Origin of the sequence: Peribacillus sp. NPDC046944 (genome assembly GCF_050272735.1) — a bacterium.
Classification (GTDB): Bacteria; Bacillota; Bacilli; order Bacillales; family DSM-1321; genus Peribacillus.
The window spans coordinates 176,087-193,626 of record NZ_JBNNML010000001.1; the positions used below are offsets into that span (position 1 = coordinate 176,087).

14 protein-coding genes are annotated in these 17,540 nt (G+C 39.6%); 2 read left to right on the forward strand and 12 right to left on the reverse strand.

The window, feature by feature from the left end; all coding sequences use genetic code 11:
- Window positions 1-237: 237 nt before the first annotated feature.
- From ACQKIC_RS00925 to ACQKIC_RS00970, 10 genes are all read right to left on the reverse strand, one after another.
- Window positions 238-1,713, reverse strand: a complete 1,476-nt coding sequence (locus tag ACQKIC_RS00925; RefSeq protein ID WP_402986855.1) for an MFS transporter — start codon at window positions 1,711-1,713, stop codon at window positions 238-240.
- Window positions 1,714-2,244: 531 nt separating this feature from the next.
- Window positions 2,245-3,540, reverse strand: a complete 1,296-nt coding sequence (locus ACQKIC_RS00930; RefSeq protein WP_427590741.1) for an MFS transporter — start codon at window positions 3,538-3,540, stop codon at window positions 2,245-2,247.
- A gap of 326 nt (window positions 3,541-3,866) precedes the next feature.
- A complete protein-coding gene (locus ACQKIC_RS00935) occupies window positions 3,867-5,267 on the reverse strand; it encodes an MmgE/PrpD family protein (protein WP_427590742.1) in 1,401 nt (466 codons plus the stop codon).
- An 866-nt stretch (window positions 5,268-6,133) separates the two neighbouring features.
- Window positions 6,134-6,439, reverse strand: coding sequence for a contact-dependent growth inhibition system immunity protein (locus ACQKIC_RS00940; RefSeq protein ID WP_402986861.1), 306 nt, complete (start codon window positions 6,437-6,439; stop codon window positions 6,134-6,136).
- A 20-nt stretch (window positions 6,440-6,459) separates the two neighbouring features.
- The gene (locus ACQKIC_RS00945; protein ID WP_402986862.1) at window positions 6,460-8,322 is read right to left on the reverse strand and encodes a ribonuclease YeeF family protein; all 1,863 of its coding nucleotides are present in this window, start codon (window positions 8,320-8,322) and stop codon (window positions 6,460-6,462) included.
- Between the two features lie 345 nt (window positions 8,323-8,667).
- Complete coding sequence (locus ACQKIC_RS00950; RefSeq protein WP_402986864.1) at window positions 8,668-9,273, reverse strand: alpha/beta hydrolase; 606 nt, start codon at window positions 9,271-9,273, stop codon at window positions 8,668-8,670.
- 21 nt (window positions 9,274-9,294) lie between these two features.
- Window positions 9,295-10,239 (reverse strand): ring-cleaving dioxygenase, encoded by a 945-nt coding sequence (locus tag ACQKIC_RS00955; RefSeq protein WP_427590744.1) that lies wholly within the window; start codon window positions 10,237-10,239, stop codon window positions 9,295-9,297.
- Between the two features lie 139 nt (window positions 10,240-10,378).
- Window positions 10,379-11,362, reverse strand: coding sequence for a ring-cleaving dioxygenase (locus tag ACQKIC_RS00960; RefSeq protein WP_427590745.1), 984 nt, complete (start codon window positions 11,360-11,362; stop codon window positions 10,379-10,381).
- A gap of 233 nt (window positions 11,363-11,595) precedes the next feature.
- On the reverse strand, window positions 11,596-12,249 hold the full coding sequence (locus ACQKIC_RS00965) for a 3-oxoacid CoA-transferase subunit B (protein WP_427590980.1): 654 nt from the start codon (window positions 12,247-12,249) through the stop codon (window positions 11,596-11,598).
- Between the two features lie 27 nt (window positions 12,250-12,276).
- Entirely contained in the window at window positions 12,277-12,978 is a 702-nt protein-coding gene (locus tag ACQKIC_RS00970) for a CoA transferase subunit A (protein WP_403122378.1), read from the reverse strand.
- Between the two features lie 134 nt (window positions 12,979-13,112).
- Here ACQKIC_RS00970 and ACQKIC_RS00975 point away from each other — a divergent pair, with 134 nt between their 5' ends.
- Window positions 13,113-14,003: a LysR family transcriptional regulator gene (locus tag ACQKIC_RS00975; protein WP_427590746.1), complete on the forward strand. Its 891-nt coding sequence runs from the start codon at window positions 13,113-13,115 to the stop codon at window positions 14,001-14,003.
- A gap of 104 nt (window positions 14,004-14,107) precedes the next feature.
- Here the strand turns inward: ACQKIC_RS00975 and ACQKIC_RS00980 are convergent, their stop codons facing one another.
- On the reverse strand, window positions 14,108-14,782 hold the full coding sequence (locus ACQKIC_RS00980; RefSeq protein ID WP_402873635.1) for a nitroreductase: 675 nt from the start codon (window positions 14,780-14,782) through the stop codon (window positions 14,108-14,110).
- A 1,008-nt stretch (window positions 14,783-15,790) separates the two neighbouring features.
- Here ACQKIC_RS00980 and ACQKIC_RS00985 point away from each other — a divergent pair.
- Window positions 15,791-16,168 carry an FAS1-like dehydratase domain-containing protein gene (locus ACQKIC_RS00985; protein WP_402986876.1) on the forward strand — a complete coding sequence of 126 codons (378 nt, stop codon included), beginning with the start codon at window positions 15,791-15,793 and terminating at the stop codon, window positions 16,166-16,168.
- Between the two features lie 272 nt (window positions 16,169-16,440).
- Here the strand turns inward: ACQKIC_RS00985 and sfnG are convergent, their stop codons facing one another.
- Window positions 16,441-17,505: a dimethylsulfone monooxygenase SfnG gene (gene sfnG, locus ACQKIC_RS00990; RefSeq protein WP_402873627.1), complete on the reverse strand. Its 1,065-nt coding sequence runs from the start codon at window positions 17,503-17,505 to the stop codon at window positions 16,441-16,443.
- Window positions 17,506-17,540: the final 35 nt, after the last annotated feature.

The following is a 17,540-nucleotide window of genomic DNA, read 5'->3' on the forward strand; positions in this document are numbered from 1 at the left end:
CTCCAGGCGACGCATAATTACATTTCTTGTTTAAAGTATAAAGGCTAAAAAATTCAAATATCATATCACTTTTCATTAAAAAAATATTCATAATTATTTAGAATTATTAAAAAGGAAAAAACATTAAAAAATTAAGGTATTTATGTGCTAGCAAACTATAAATGTAGTCTGGTTAAATTCCTAAACAAAAAGAGATGTCCCTAATCAATTTCCAGACATCTCTTTTGCTATTTTATATTATCTTTGTAATATCGGTTTTGAATCCTTTTCTACAAATAGTTCATCTTCACTTAAAGAACTATAGGTAACTTGCTCTTTATATTTTTTACAAATCAGCCAAACAACAGGAAGCATTAATAGTAAGAACCCTCCAAGGAATAAATAAACGTCTTGGATAGCTGCCATGCCAGCTTGGCCTTCTGCATAATTCCCTGCTAAATAATGTACTTTACGGCCATCGTAAATAAAGGCAACAACTACGACAATAATTACTTTACCGATGTGTTTCACAATATTAACCATCGACGCACCTTCACGTAACTGGTTTTGATTCACTTTACTTAAGGCAGTTGCTACTGTAGTCGTACTTAGCATACCATTACCAACACCGATCATACCTATACATACGATAATTGCCCAAATTGGTAATGTATCCAATGTGAAGAAAATGAAGAATGCTGCACCTAATAAAACCAACAAGCCTGGGTAGATAGCTGTTTTCGGGCCATATTTGTCCAATAATGTACCACCCACAATACCAAACACACCAACCATCAGGGCATGTGGAAGTGTTGCCATTCCAGAAAGCGTTGGACCTACACCTAATACTTGTTGCATTAAAATGGGGACGATAAATGTAAGACTTGTCATGGTAAACGAACAGCAAGCTACGATAATAAGACTTGACGTAAATAGGGTATTTTTTAAAATACGTACATTTAATAACGGTTGCTTACCTTTTAACGAATGGAATACAAATGATGTTAGGCATACAATAGCTACCGTAAACAGTACATATGGCATGTACGGCTGTACTGGTTTTTGTACTTGCTCAATAGCGAAAACTAACGAAACTAACCCTATTGAGATTAAAATGAAGCCTAACCAGTCGAAAATATTTACTTCTGTTGACTTTTTATTATAACCTCTAAGAAAAATTAATACTGAAATAAAACAAAGTACGATAGCTGGAATATTCGCAAAGAATAAGTAATTCCAAGAACTATTTTCTAAAATTAAACCACCTACTATCGGAGCAATGGCTGGGGCAAGCATATTTGAAAATGACCATAATCCCATTGCAAAACCTTGCTTTTCAATTCCAAAATTTTCACGGATGAGTACCAAACAAATCGGCGTAATTAAACCACCACCCAACCCTTGGAATATACGAGCTAATAACATAATTTCAAACGTTGGAGCAAAACCGCCAACAAACGCGCCTCCTGTTAAAAATACAATACCACCTAAGAAAATGTTCCGATAACCATATTTTTTAGCAAAATACGGTGCTACCGTCATTGCAATTAAAAAACATAATGAGAAAAGCGATATAATCCATTGTGCTTTTACAGTGGTAATGTCAAACGTCTTAATATATTGTGGTACTGCAACATTTTGTAATGACGCATTCATAATAACCGTGACAGAAGCAACTAACGTTGTAAGAAGTACACCCCATTTTTGAAAATCTTTACTTTTTTGAGTAGACATTCAATTCCTCCTTATCCTTTAAAGAAAGATAGATTTGATGGAAACTTACTTATTTAGATAACCTCTGTAAAGAATAGATACGACAATAAATGTTACCGCTTTCATTTCTTGTACAAAGTATTCCCTTCAATCTACTATTGTCAATAAAATCGGTCCCTTCTTATATTTTTAAACAAGCAAGAATAAATCTTCAATTTACTCTCCACACTTTTCTAAATCAACTCGCAAATACCTTAAATCAAATATATTTTTAGGGATCTCTCTATTTTGATTAAAGTATTGTGTGTTAATATACAAATTTTAAATATATTCTTTGAAAAATATAATGTGTATTTTCATTAAAAATATTCATTAAAAAATTAGTTTCATTGTTTTCTATATTTAAGATTAAAAAAATTCAAGTTGCCAAAAACCAGATATTCCAAAGAAGGGGCTGTCTAAATTTTTTTCCTTTTCTTATAATTATTCATTGAAAGCAGCTGAAGCAAACCAGCTATCTTCGGTAGATTATGAGCCATGGGCCAACAAGGACTATTTATTTAGTGCAACATTTATTTGTAAATTCTCTTCCTCGTTTACACGACGGGCATCTTCTTTTTCACTTGTTGTAATCTTAAACTTACGCGTGCTTAATAAAATAAGCGCAGCCAAAATATATAAAACAACGACTATTAATACACCCGAATTAAATCCTGCACGAATATCTTCACCTGAGATTTTAAGCAAGTAACCCGTCATCCATGGGCTAATAACGCCTGCCATACTTGAAATTGGCAATGCGATACCTAATACACTACCTACTAAGTTTTTTGGAATTACCATGGATTTAATGGCCGTATTTAATGGTAATAAACTTGCATTCATTACTAATCCCAGTCCTAAGAAAATACATGCTAAAACTGGTGAGGATACAATTGTTGTCATTAAATACGATACCGATCCGATAAGCAATATCGTTATTAATACTCGATCATAAGATTTAAGGAGACTCCTATTCTTCTTAAATAAAGAGTCCGTAAACTTACCTATACAAATGGCAAAGATTGCACCTGTAATCCCCATTGCTGCAAAGATTAAACTCATTTGTTGAGGTTCAAGCCCAACAATTTGTGTTAAATATGTTGGTGCCCATGTCAAAACCCAAGTAGCTATCCACATTGATACAAAACTAATCACTAAAGTTGATAACACATATGGATTAAGGAATACCTTTAAAACATCTTTAAAGGGCACTTCTTTGTTTGACGCTAAAGATTTTACATCTTCAATTAATGGTCTTTTGGGTTCATCCTTCATAAAGAAGAACATCGTTGCCCATACTAAGCTTGCGAGCCCTAATAAAGCAAAAGTATGTTGCCAGCCTAAATTGATAATCCCCAGTACAATCAATGGGGCAGCTACATACGTACCCACTACTGTACCAGAAGTCATAATGGCTGAAGTAAAGCCCCGTTCTGAACTAGTAAACCATCGTGCAAGATGCACTACGCACAAACTGTAAGTTCCACCTTCAAAGAACCCCAAAATAGCACGAAGGAATATTAAATGCGCAAATGTCTCTACAAAATAAGCAGTTACCAATGAAGCTGTCCAACCTAATGCAATTATTATTAATAAATACTTAGTATTAATACGATATGTTAATATACCTATGATCACGCCTCCACAAGCGTATGTAACAAAGAAGCTACTCCCTATTAAACCAAATTGATCATATGATAAATTAAGTTCATCCATAATTGGTTGTGCCGCTATTCCTAATACAGACTTATCTGTGTAGTTTAAAACTGACAGCAAGAAAAGGAACCCCAATACAATCCATCTCATAATAACGTCCCCTTTGTATTAAAGCATTTACTTATTCCCACTTATCTCATTTTATTAATGGTTTGTTAACACTTACAAAACGTTGTTTAATTTACTTTATTTCTTTCATTTTTAAAGCTAATGCCCTATTATTCTTAGCTGCTATATTAATGAAATCCACCATTTAAAAGTAAACGAAAAATAGACCCAAAGTTTTTTACACATTGATTTTAGGTCTATTTCCATTTATCCTGTATCTCCTGTAAGTTATAGAAAGATAACATATTATACTATTGTCTATTAATGCCTAAAAGCACTTTTACGCATTAAAGTTCACTAATCTAATCTTAGGGAACTAATAATTTAGCAAGTCTTTGCATGCTATCAAGCTGCTCAAAATTCATGCAAATATCCCAAATCTCCTCAGCGCGAGACAATGGTATCCTCGCACCAAACTTCATGTTTCGTAAATACTTGCCATAGATGTAATCTAAAGATAAAGAATCACGATCTAACATATTCCCAGGACGTACTTCATCACATTTACCAGAAAGAATTGTACCATCTAATAATTCTATCTCAACATGAGCAACAAAGTCGTCTGTTTCTTGTAAATCCGGTATCTGTTTATATTTTTTTAGCATCGTTTGGAACGGCTCATCTGAAAGCGCCTCTGGTGTTTGATGCTCTGGATACACTCCTCCATGTAAAATTGCATTACAAACAGTTGCCTGGACACTAAATGATGCAAATGGTTGCGAAGCTTCTCCAGGCTCCCACAAACCACCTACGATAGGAACCTTGGATTCAAGCATATGCACACGAATTTCTTTAACTTCATCTGGAGCATACCCTCGCTCACCTGTAGCAATTAGAGCAGCTTTGATAGAGTGATGAGTCGCACAACAACTAGAATAAGGCTTAATTAAAACTTCTCCATAGCGAATCCTCCCAATATCTTCAAATAAGGAATCTATATCAGGCGTAACTGAAAACATATCAACAAAGCATTTTTTTCCGAGAATTGGATCCTCAATTCCAGTAAAGCCATGGCGTGCCATATCAGCAGCGAAAATAGCGTTACGCGCTGAATTCGCATTTGGGAATTTAAACAACCAAGAGTGTTCCATAGTTGAAGCCATGGGACCACCTAATGTATTAAATGCGATACCTAAAGTATTATGGATTTTTTCATTGTCTAGCCCCGATACTTTCGCTACGGAAGCTGCCGAAGCCATCCCATTAACGGTACCATTACTATCAAAAAGGGCATTTGTATTAAAGCCAATAGCAGCACTAAGGCGTGAACCAAGGTCCTCACCGACAGCGATTGCAGCCATTATATCCTTACCTGATGCTTTTTCACGTTCACCTACAGCAAAAACCGCTGGGAAGAGGCTACTTGTAATATGCGCAGGACGTCCTTTTCCACTTTTATCATCTGCATGACAAGGTTCAAAATCATTTGACCGCAATTGTAAACTATTTAAAAATGCAGCATTAGCTGCAGGCATTTTACCACCTAGATTATAAACAGAAGCTTCTTCTCTCCCTCCATATTCCGAAAGCATAGCGTAAGTCATATCTACACCTACACCATGCACTCCCGCAGCGGTTACGCCAATACTATCCGCCATACGAATCTTCATACGCTCGATTAAAGATTTATCTAAATCCTCATATTTAGTATCAAACATAACTTGACTAAATAATCTGCTAGCGTTAGTGTATTGCTTTGTAGAACTCATAACCATTTCCTCCTCTCGGTAATTAACAAAAGTCATCAGTACTTTTTTATAAACCCTATCGATATCTTTTTGGAACTTTTAGACTTCAGATATTGTAAGCCCTTTCATGAAAATTGTGAAAACCACAAAGTCATAGGGACACAAATTTATAAAGCCTATAATTCTCTCTCGATTAAAAAAATTTTTTCACTATGCAAATCTTAATATGTTTTCATCAGAAATATAATAGGTTTTTTCATTAAAATATCTATCCAAAACATTTTTTTTCATTGTTTCATATAGCATTTCCTCCTGCAAAAAATTTTAAATTTGATTCTCATCGCTCAATTAAATTCCTATATTTTCAGATTAAGTAGAAAACTAGCCATGGTCTGGAACCACAATATCTATACAACTCAATTCACCATTACTTCCATTTCCTTTTCGAGTTTCCGCGCTTCCTCTTCTTGCTTCTTGAAGTCCCGGTATCCTTGCATGTTCTCGTAAAGAAGTTGATACCCTTCCAGACTTGTCACTTTAAATCATAATAAAAAACCTTGAAGAGCATTATCAAGGTTTGAATTATACTTATAATATAGAATTTCTTCCTACATCGAATATATCTATTTCTTCCTTTTCAACAAATTTCAAGAGCTTCTAATCCTTCAATAAGAACTCTTTAGTTTTTTATCTGGGAAACCCGAACAACGAGGTACTTTTTTATGAGTATCTGTTACATGGAAACACCTCTTCTGTATATGTAGGCCACTTTTGTATGGTTTTTTCTTCCCAATCTGCAATCACTCTATTTTTCAAGCTAGATAGTTACACTCCATCCCACAAAAAAACTTGAAAGGCTTTTAACCAATCAAGTTTTTTTAATAAAGTTATTTTTCTTTAACAGCTTCTTCTATTTGTTCAATTACTTGATAGAGCCACTGAAGTGGTTGTAAACCAAGAGCAGGAAAGTATACACCATCTGCACAAGTTTGAATATATTCATTCTTTTGAATATCTGAATACTTACTACTTCTAATAAAATCTGTTAAAAAGACAATAGCAGATTTTAGATATTCTATACTTTCTTCTGTTAATAATTCTTGTAATGCCACTTCTGGAGAATCAATATCTTGATGAAAAGTTCCGGCCAAGAACTGAAAAACCGGTTCTTCTAGTTTGTTAGAAGACAACATAAAATCTCACCTCTTGAGTATTAATTTGGATAGCCAGTTAAAATGTAATTTCCTTCTCCATCCTTTTTCAAAATAATTCTAGCATTTGTCATATTTTCAACATTAGTAGAACCTCTTTTTACTCCACGCCCAATAACTTCGGTTCCTTCATAAGTCAAAACTAAGTTTGACTTACTTTGAGAATTACTCATCCAAGATTCAATCGCATTTTTGTTATTAATTTCGCTTAAGGCTGTACTAACAACTTTCTCAGCAATAGCCCTATCTTTAAAAGTAGAAGACCCATTAATTCTAGGATTATTTCTTATTCTTTCTAATAACTCTTCATCAGTTTTTCCAACATGTCTTTCAATCAAATGCCCACCTTTTACCTCATGTGCAGCCAATCCTCCACCAGGTGTAAGAGAACTCTTTTCTCCTGATTTACCATTACTACCTTCACCCTTCGCCGTAATCTTCTGCGCAAGATCCTTTATCGTTGTCTTATCCACTTCAATAATTTTGTGAGTACTTCCAGTCGTATCGGCTACTTCCCTGACCTTGAATCCAGTTGGCACTTCCGTTTTACCGATGGCCTTACCCATATCCTTGATCGAGCCTTGAGCTTTCTGGACTTGTTTTTGCACATATTCTTTGCTGTAGGGGATGAACTTTGTTCCGCTGGCCATTTTGTCTGCGACCTTAGCTGCCCCGGCAACTCCGGCGATACCAAGGGCGTTCATCAGGCTGTTTTGGCGCTGTTCTTTAGTGAGTTCATTTCCGAACATGTCCTTGCCGGTGACGGCTTCGCCGAGTCCGTTGGCGGCGGTTAATCCGTATAGACCGTATTCGGTTTGCTTGAGGACATCCAGCCCTTTACTAGATTTATAGGCATCCAATGCATGGTCTGCAGCGTTAAGTCCCTTCACGGTTTTGTAGACGGCACTTCCACCCTTGACCGCACGCCCAGCCCAGCCGACGATGGGGATGAATCCGGCCGCGGCCATCGCGCCCGCGGCGATTCGTTCAGCTTCGGAAAGTTTACGGCCTGTTACGGGATCGACTCCCGTTGTCGCTCTTACTGAATCATAATACCCCGTGATTTCCCCTGTAAAGGTTTTTGTCGTGTCCCAGGCTTTTTCATACCATGGGCGGTTCTCGAGTTCTTCCATTTCCTGTTCGAGTTTCCGCGCTTCCTCTTCTTGCTTCTTGAAGTCCCGGTATCCTTGCATATTCTCGGCCACTTCATCCTTCACTTGATAAGCTTGACTCGCTTGAAAGGCACTTTGGTTGAAGTTCATCGGGGAAACGGTGCCATCCTGACTGGTGGCTTCAAGTAAGGCCTGGAAAAGGCTAATGGCTACACTTTCCTGGGCTTCGGTCACTTGGTATTCTTCTACTAATTTATTATCTACTTCGTGCACTTTCTTGATGGTATCGTTCTTTTCTTTTTCGGCCTTTTCCATTTTCTCATGGAAATCGCCTTGGTCGAACACCTGTAGTGAGAGGATATCATCAATGTTCTGGAATATCTTTTGGAGATCGGTGGACTGCTGGTTCACCATCGATTTGGCGTTGGAGAGACCGTGGGTCACTTCCCCCTCTAAAAACGGCACCTCGACCACGGTTTCACCGGATAGGTCGGCGTCTTCCAATATGGCCGGAATCCCTTTCAGAAAGCTGATTTGGGTCGTGAATAATTCGATCCAGGCATTGGCCACCTCTACTTGTGCTCGATAAAAGTTCTTGATGGCCGTCGCCCCGGCTCCGGCCAGCTCTTCATCCAAATCGACGATTCCCTGAAATTCCTTTTTCAGTGTCTCTACTTGCCCCAATAGGTCTTCATATTGCTTGGCCCGTGACTTGACTGCCGACTTCAGAGGTTTGGCTTCGAAGATTGTCATAATGGCTCATCCCTCTGTAGGGAAAGGGGGACGGTGCTTTGCAAAAAATAAATCTGAGCTTTCTCCTGTCCTATATCCAAAAGAAACACCTCATTATTATTGGTATATTTTTCATATTATATAATTATAAGGAATATAGTCAGGGAGATAAATAGGGATAAATATGCTAATTACCCGATTGACCAGGATATAATCCTCATCTATCCACGAATACCACTAAGACTTTATACCCTCTCCGCATATAATTTCAGATAGTAATAGAGGGTAATGAATGGGCCAAAATGATTTGATAACACAAAAAATCCACCATACAAATTGTAGGTGGATTTCTTGATTGATCATTGATTAGTATTTTTCTTGATACCACTGTTTCGCGGCGTTCACTTCATTCATCGATAATTGATGTCCGTTATTTTCCCATTGTACATCTACCGAGGCATGTGCCGCTTCTAATAATTCTTTAAGGTCGATGGATTCTTGCTGTGGACAAATCGGGTCATTGACTCCGGCTGCGATGAAGACGTTTGTACCTGTTAAATCAGGTAAATCAATTCCACGTCTTGGCACCATCGGATGATGTAAAATCGCACCCTTTAAGGCATCTTTAAAGTGGAATAATAGGCTCGCCGCGATGTTCGCTCCATTTGAATACCCGATTGCAATGATATTTTGACGATCAAATGCATAGGTAGTGGACGCTTCATCCAGGAAGCTATTCAGTTCATTCGTACGGAAAATCAAATCTTCTTCGTCAAATATCCCCTCCGCCAAACGTCTAAAGAATCGGGGCATCCCGTTTTCCGATACATTCCCTCTTACACTTAGTATAGAAGCTTCTGGATCCACGATGTCAGCTAGCGGAAGCAAATCATTTTCATTCCCGCCCGTTCCATGTAAAAGCAATAAGACTGGTTTATTCGGATTCGTTCCTGGCTTAAAGATATGGTTCATTCTATATTCTCCCTTTCCTTATCATCTCACTTTATTGGGTGGTACTTGAATGGGAATCAGTGATTGAACGAGATGCTCACGTTGCTGCTCGAATTGTGGCGGCAACATAAGTTTCGTCCCCATCGTTTCAGGACTTTCGTCAATCGCGAATCCTGGCAGGTCTGTCGCGATTTCGAATAAGATCTTTCCTGATTCACGGAAATAAATCGCATCGAAGTAGTTACGATCCTTCACTTCGGTCACGTGCTGTCCATGATTCATTGCATACTCTTGCCACTCCAAGTGGTCGGCTTTGTCGTTCGCACGCCATGCGATATGGTGCACCGTACCGGCACCTATTGTGCCCCGAACGCCTGTGACCATTTTTAAATCGATGATATTGCCGATATCAGCTAGAGCTCTGAACCGTGTGTAATCGCCTTCTACACCCATCATTTCCAGACCTAACACATCCGTTAATGTAGCGGCCGTTTCATCTGGTGCGCTTGAATAAAGGGTGGCGCCTCCAAATCCTATTATCGCCACTTCCCTTGTCACATCGTCCACTGCCCAAGCATTCTCTTCACCCGCCCCACGAGCGACAAGTTCAAGGTGAAGGCCATGCGGATCGTCAAATTGTAGAGAGGTTTCGCCAAAACGTTTCACTTTTTCAACCTTCACATGAAACGTCGTTAACCGTTTTTCCCAAAAGTCCAGAGCTCCTGTTGGCACGACGTACGATGTCACACCCACTTGTCCATCGCCAATCCGACCCTGACGAGCATTTGCCCAAGGGAAAAAGGTAATGATGGTCCCCGGATTTCCCCCTCCGTCACCGAAGTATAAATGATACGTGCCAGGGTCATCGAAGTTTACCGTTTGCTTCACCAAGCGTAAGCCCAGTACACCTGAATAAAAATCGATGTTTTCCTGCGGATGGCCGACAATGGCACTGATATGGTGAATCCCTGCCGTCTGTTTTTTCATCTTCGTTTCCTCCCTATTTTAGATGAATGCTGAGCACATAGTTCAAACAAATTGATTTAACCCATTTGCTCAACATTCTCTTTTTTTTTAGAACACACCATGTACACGTACTCCGTGCACATGGTGTGAACGGAACTGCTTACAAGTATTCTTTCTCAATCTTCATCGTACTGCGAACCGTATCGATTGGGCGGACCATCTTCTCGATTTGTTCCCGTTTTGGTTCTAAAAATGGCGGCAATGAAAGAATTTCACCCACCGTTTCATATGGCTCATCGCCCATGAATCCTGGACCGTCTGTTGCCCATTCAAACAGGATGCCAGTTGCGACGCGTGCATAAAGCGATTCAAAGAAGAAACGGTCCACATAGCCGGAAGTACTGAATCCGAAACTTTCCATACGGTCGATCCATTCCTTCAATACACTTGTATCTTCCACGCGGAAGGCTGCATGGTGCACCGTACCGAAGCCTTGGCGTCCACGTGGCAAGACCGTATTATGTTCGACGATGACTTGTGCCCCGTTTCCCCCTTCACCGACTTCAAATAAATGAAGCGACCCTTCTTTGGCGATTTCACGGAATGCCATGACTTTCTCCAGCACTTCTTTAAAATAGTCAAATTGGTCAACCCGTACATGAATCGGTCCTAATCCTGTAATCGCAAATTCAAGCGGAATCGGTCCTTTTTGCCATGGTGTGCCTGAAGCCACGCCCTCATTCAACTCGTCTGATACGAATTGATACTGTTGATCGTCGAAATCAACGAATGATAAAGACTTTTTCCCGAAAAGATCTTGAATGCCTGTATGTTTCACTTGTAGCTTGTCAAAACGTTTGACCCAATATTCGAGAGCGGCATCTGTCGGTACTCGGAATCCCGTCTTAAAAATCTCATTCGTACCATGCGTTCCTTTTGGAATACCTGGAAAATCGAAGAATGTCATGTCCGTCCCAGCACTTCCTTTGTCATCCGCAAAGAATAAGTGATAGGTTTGAATATCATCTTGGTTTACCGTCTTCTTGACCAAACGCATGCCCAATACGAATGTGAAAAACTCATAGTTTTTTTCTGCACTGCTTGTTATGGCTGTTACATGGTGAATTCCTTTAATATGATTCATCAACTTCCGCCCCTTTTCATCGTGCTTCATTTTTCAATTTATCTTGAATTCGAGATATTGTATAAAAAATAAATGAGATCTATTGACCCATTGTTCTTAATTAAAATATATTTAATTCGAGATAATAATATCACATATCTATATCTTCTGCAAATGATTTTTGCCTTACACACAATCCTAATTCCCCTTCAACATGCAAAGAGAAAATTAGGATTGAACACAAGTCCACACTTTTAGTTGTTAGCTAAACATTCAGGTGCCACAGAAAATTGAGCTTCCGTCTTTTGTTTCACTTCTTCTACGGAAACATCTCCTTGCGTCTCGATTAGCACCATTCCTTCAGGGGTAAAATCAAACACGGCTAGATCGGTGATTAAACGATGCACAACTTTTTGACCAGTCAATGGCAGCGAACATGTTTTTTTGATTTTAGATTCTCCATGTTTGTTCACATGTTCCATAATCACGACCACCCGCTTGGCCCCATTAACGAGGTCCATCGCACCGCCCATCCCTTTCACCATTTTCCCGGGAATCATCCAGTTGGCCAAATCCCCTGTTTCAGATACTTCCATTCCCCCAAGGATGGCAAGATCGATATGGCCGCCACGAATCATGGCGAACGATTCTGCGCTGTCAAAAAAGGCCGATCCCGGAACGGCCGTGACCGTTTCTTTTCCTGCATTGATCAAATCTGGATCTATCTCCTCTTCCCGTGGATATGGACCAATGCCAAGCAAGCCATTCTCTGATTGAAGTAAAACATTGAAATCATCCGGGATCTCATTGGCAATAAGTGTCGGCATCCCAATGCCCAGATTGACATTCATGCCGTCTTCAATTTCCACAACCGCCCTTTTTACGATAACCATACGTGTATCCTTCATCATCAGACACCCCATTCCCATTAAATTTTATCCTTGTGCAACCGTCCGCCGTTCGATTCGTTTTTGATAATTGGACCCAAGCAAGATCCGCTGTACATAAATACCTGGTGTATGAATTTCATCGGGGTCCAATTCACCTGGTTCGACGATCTCTTCTACCTCCGCAATCGTGATTTTCCCAGCCATCGCCGCAAGTGGATTAAAATTCCGCGCTGTTTTACGGTACACAAGATTCCCAAGCGTGTCGGCTTTCCACGCTTTTACAAGGGCAAAGTCCCCAACAATTCCTCTTTCCAATAGATACTTCTTGCCATCAAACACCTTCGTTTCCTTTCCTTCTTCTATAGGTGTACCGACGCCCGTCGCTGTATAAAAACCAGGGATGCCTGCCCCACCAGCCCGGATTCGCTCCGCCAGTGTACCTTGAGGCGTTAATTCGACTTCGAGTTCCTTACTCAAGTATTGCTGTTCAAATATTTTATTTTCCCCCACGTAAGATGACACCATCTTTTTTATCTGCTTATTCTGAAGCAACAGCCCCAGCCCCCAGTCATCGACGCCACAATTATTACTGACAACCGTCAAGTCTTTCGTGCCTTGCTCCTTCAGTGCCTGTATGGAGTACTCCGGGATGCCTGACAATCCAAAACCGCCAACGATTATAGTGGAACCGTCCTTAATATCTGAAACCGCTTCCAAAAATGAATGGATCACTTTTCCTTTTTTCATATGGTCGCCCCCTTTAATATCGTAAATATTCTGAATAATCTTCTTGTTTAAAGTTTACATTTATCTTTCCTATAAGTAAAATACATAAATAGAATATATTGTATGAAAATAAAGAATAAATAGGAGAAATAACGATGGAACTACGAGACTTACAATCTTTTATCGAGGTTGCGAACCATAACAGTTTTACAAAAGCTGCCGCCCATTCCTACTTGACACAACCCTCACTTAGCAAAGCGATCAAAAAGCTTGAACAGGAGCTTCATGTTGAACTGTTCGATCGATCTACAAGGCACCTCCGCTTGACCGATGCTGGACGAATCGTCTATCAGCAAGGTCAAAAAGCGCTACAGGCCTTGTCAGAATTGGACGTCCTATTAGATGACCTCAAAGACATTGCGACAGGGGAAATTAAAATCGGGATGCCCCCTCTGATCGGTACCCTTTTCTTTCCGGGAATCGCCCGTCGTTTTCACCAACAACATCCGAATGTCTCAATTGAATTAGTTGAACTTGGCGCCAAGTTGATTGGTCAACTTGTCGAAGATGGACGAATTGACCTTGGCCTCATTGTCATGCCAGCGAATGAGGCAAAATTCGACATCTACCCGTTCATTCAGGATGAATTCGTTTTATTTGTCCACGACGACCATCCGCTCGCACATCAATCATCCGTCTCCTTGACCGAACTAAAAGAAGAAAAGTTCATCTTATTTACGAAGGACTTCACTTTGCACGACTATGTGATACAAGCATGCGAAGAAAAGGGATTCAGCCCCATCATCTCGTACCAAAGTTCACAATGGGACTTAATCGTCGAATTGGTCTCATCCAGGCTGGGCATTGCATTATTACCCAAATTGATATATGAAAAGCAAACCAACAGTGATGTTAAAATCATCCCGATTGAAAACGCCACACTCCTTTGGAAACTCGGGATTATTACAAAGAAAGGGTCCTATCACTCGTTTGCAGTGAAAGAGTTATTGAAGGTATTGGAGATGAAAACGGATGGGGTTATGTAGGGAAAGGGAGCTAAGTTCTCCTTCTTCAAGAAACGATTAATTTCCTACTCACTATAAAAAGGGCGTAATCCACTTAATCGTTGATTACGCCCTTTCTCGTTAGTCTAGTTATGCAAGGTTACATTGGATTCGATGGGGTCACGTCCCACACGAAAACTATTTACTTTTGCTTCTTGATCAGGATAACCAAAGGAAATGCCAAACAATAACTTCATGTCATCGGAAATGCCAAGTACTTGGCGAACCGTGTCAGCGTGAAAGCCCAAGATTGTCTGAGGAACACTTCCTATCCCGCGTGCAGTCAGTGATAAAAGGAACGACTGAGCATACATGCCAATATCAGAAGCGACACGCACATTATCTCCAAATGAAGGCATGAATAGGAACGCAACATGCGGTGCATCGAAGAATGATAGATTTCGCATGACTTCCTTTTGACGGGCTTCGTGATCCTCCCTAGCTATCTGCAATTCCCCATAGAATGTTTGGGCCTGTTCTATTTGTCGTTCAGCATAACGTCCATAATAGTGATGTAAATCAAATGTAAAATCGGGCGTGGCTTGCCCTTGTTCGCTCGTATTTAAGAGGGCCTTCTTCAATTCCTCTTTCTTTGCACCTGAAACGATATGAACATCCCAAGGCTGAGTATTGCAATTCGATGGGGTAGCTTGAGCATCCTCTAGAATTTCACGAAGAACTTCTTCTTCCACTGGTGTAGAAAGAAATTGACGTATAGATCTTCGACTGCGTATAACTTCTTGAAAAGAATGATTATCCAACAAACACCTCTCCTTTAGTATGAACTTCCAAAGCCGTTAATTATTACAAAAGAACCCTGTATAGTCATACTAAATGAGAATTCATTTATTCTCAAACATCCTGTTTGATGGATTATCGCTTAAAGTCCATTCTTTCTATTAAGAAATGGATAGATACATATGTACTAGGTTTCCTATTATACAATTAGTAAAAATGTTTATCTTAATACTTGTATATCCTCTACTAATTCCTTATGAATTCTTCTAAATAATAGATTCCATGTGCACATACCATCCCTATCATTAGATGTCTAAATTTAAAATCTTCTTTTTCCGATGCTCTCAGTCTATTCATTAAAATAATTAATATGGATATTGTTATAATCATTAATGAAAAAATATGTGTATCGGTATATTTAGCATCAGTATTTAAAAGAAACAATATGATTAAAAAGTAGGAAAAAGTCGGTTTGCCCTTCACCTTTTTCCTTCCTTCCCATTCAATTAAACTCTTAACCCTCTCTTCCTAAACATAAAAAAAGACTGCACATTAACAGCCTTGATTTGAAGCTATTGCCCCCGTAAGACCTATTAGACAGTTTCCTTTTATTCATAAAGCTTCTTGGCTATTTCATCAAGAGTTCTGGATATGTTTGAAAGTACTACTAGAATGTGGACTGGAAATCCGATTGCAAGTCCTACTAATGGAGAAAAAGGTCCAGCAAAAAAGAGTGCGATAAGAGTAGGAATTAGATATACAGAAATAATTAGTACTTTCAAAACACATCACCTTTTTTAGTCAATTATAGCATGGTATTTCGCTACAGAACTCGTTTAGTACGCTTATTTCCCTAGATTTCTACCCCGAATTTCCTTCCTTACTTACCTTCATCGTACTGGTCATGAACGGCAAGGCAGTGGAAGAAGGGATTTGTATTTTTCACCCCGAATATATTCCTTAACGATATAACAAGAAAGGAAATTCAAAAAGAGATATTCTATCAAAAAAACTTTCCGGAGGAGATTTATATGTCTTTACAAGTAGGAGATATCATTACGTTTGAACGGACGTTTACAGTGAGGGATGTTGAATTATTCACGGAGATTTCGGGGGATGAAGGGAATCATCACATAACCCCAGATGAACAGGGGAGGCTTGTCATTCAAGGGTTATTGACGGCTACCTTACCAACAAAAGTAGGTGGGGACCATAACGTACTGGCTCGCACCATGAATTTTGAGTTTATACGACCTGTATTTACGGGGGATACAATAATGTGTGAAGTTCAAATCGATCAATATGAAAGGCAAGAAAATAATCGAACAGCCCTTATGGCCTTGTTCTCATGTAAGAATCAACATGAAAAAGAAGTGTTAAAAGGAGCTTTTTCAGGTATCATCCTTTGAATCTTTCTTAAACTAGGGGCTTAGTAAAATGGTAAATAAAATGAATCCATTTCGATTGATCGAAATGGATTCATTATGTACCAATTGCCGGACTTAGTTCCATTACTCTGTCATTCATTTATGCTTCTTTAAATACCTCTTTATCATTCGACCACGAATCGGATTAATTCAACCATGCAAGCTGATTATTCAACCACGCCAGGCACTAATTCGACCACTCGACTTAATTTATAAAAGAGCAGAATAGTCTAGCCCGTGGAAGTTTGCTATTCTCAGGCAAATACCAATTCTTTTTCTCTGACCATAGGGATGACCTTTTCACCGAAGGCTCTCAAGTCTTCTTCATAGTGAAGAAATCCTGTCAGCACGATATCCACACCGATTTTTTTCAGTTCCATAATCCGGTCCGCTACTTGTTCAGCTGTTCCGATTAGTCCTGTCTTAAATCCATCATTATATTGGACAATGTCTTCAAAGGTGGATTCAGCCCACATTCCTTTTCCATCGGGAGAAGCTGCCCCTGCGGTTTTGACTGATTTTCTAAACCCTTCCACCGCTTCTCGATCCGCATTTTCGACAATATCCCGCAACACTTGTTTTGCCTCTTCTTCTGTATCGCGGACAATGACGAAACCATTCACGCCAAACTGGATGTCGCCTTCACCATTCGCCTTTCTTAGCGCCTTTACTTCCTCAATTTGTTCCTTTATTTTTTCAAGGGTCCCGCCATTCATGAAATAGACGTCCGATACGCGTCCGGCCATTTCTTTGGCAGCTCGAGAATTCCCTCCTTGAAAGATTTTCGGAGGGTTAATAGGTTTTGGTTTTAAGGGCGTGTCGTTCAATCGGTAAAAGTCGCCTCGATAATTAGCCTTTTCTTGTGTCCACATTTCCTTGAGAACCTCGATAAATTCTTCAGAACGACGATACCGTTCGTCATGATCCAACCATGGTTCTCCATAGCCATGGAATTCCCCTTTAAACCAGCCGCTGACGATATTGACAGACACACGCCCGTTACTAATATGGTCAATCGTCGAGATGATTTTTGCCATTACACCTGGGTGCCATAAACCAGGCAATACAGCCGTAATGATGTTCAGTTTGTTCGTCACAGCGGCAAGAGCTGAAGCAAGAGTAGCTGCTTCTAATTGGTTTTCAGCCCCATAGCTAGCGAAAAACCTTGTTTGCAGTAGCACATAATCAAAACCAATTTCTTCAGCAATTTGAGCGTAGCGTTTATTATCTTCAAAAGACCAACCTGTTTTTTGTGGGATCTGAGAAACGACTAAGCCCCCGCTAACATTTGGAGCCCAATAAGCAAATTGTAAACTCATCCTTTTTCCTCCTTTATATTCAGAAATCAAAAGGC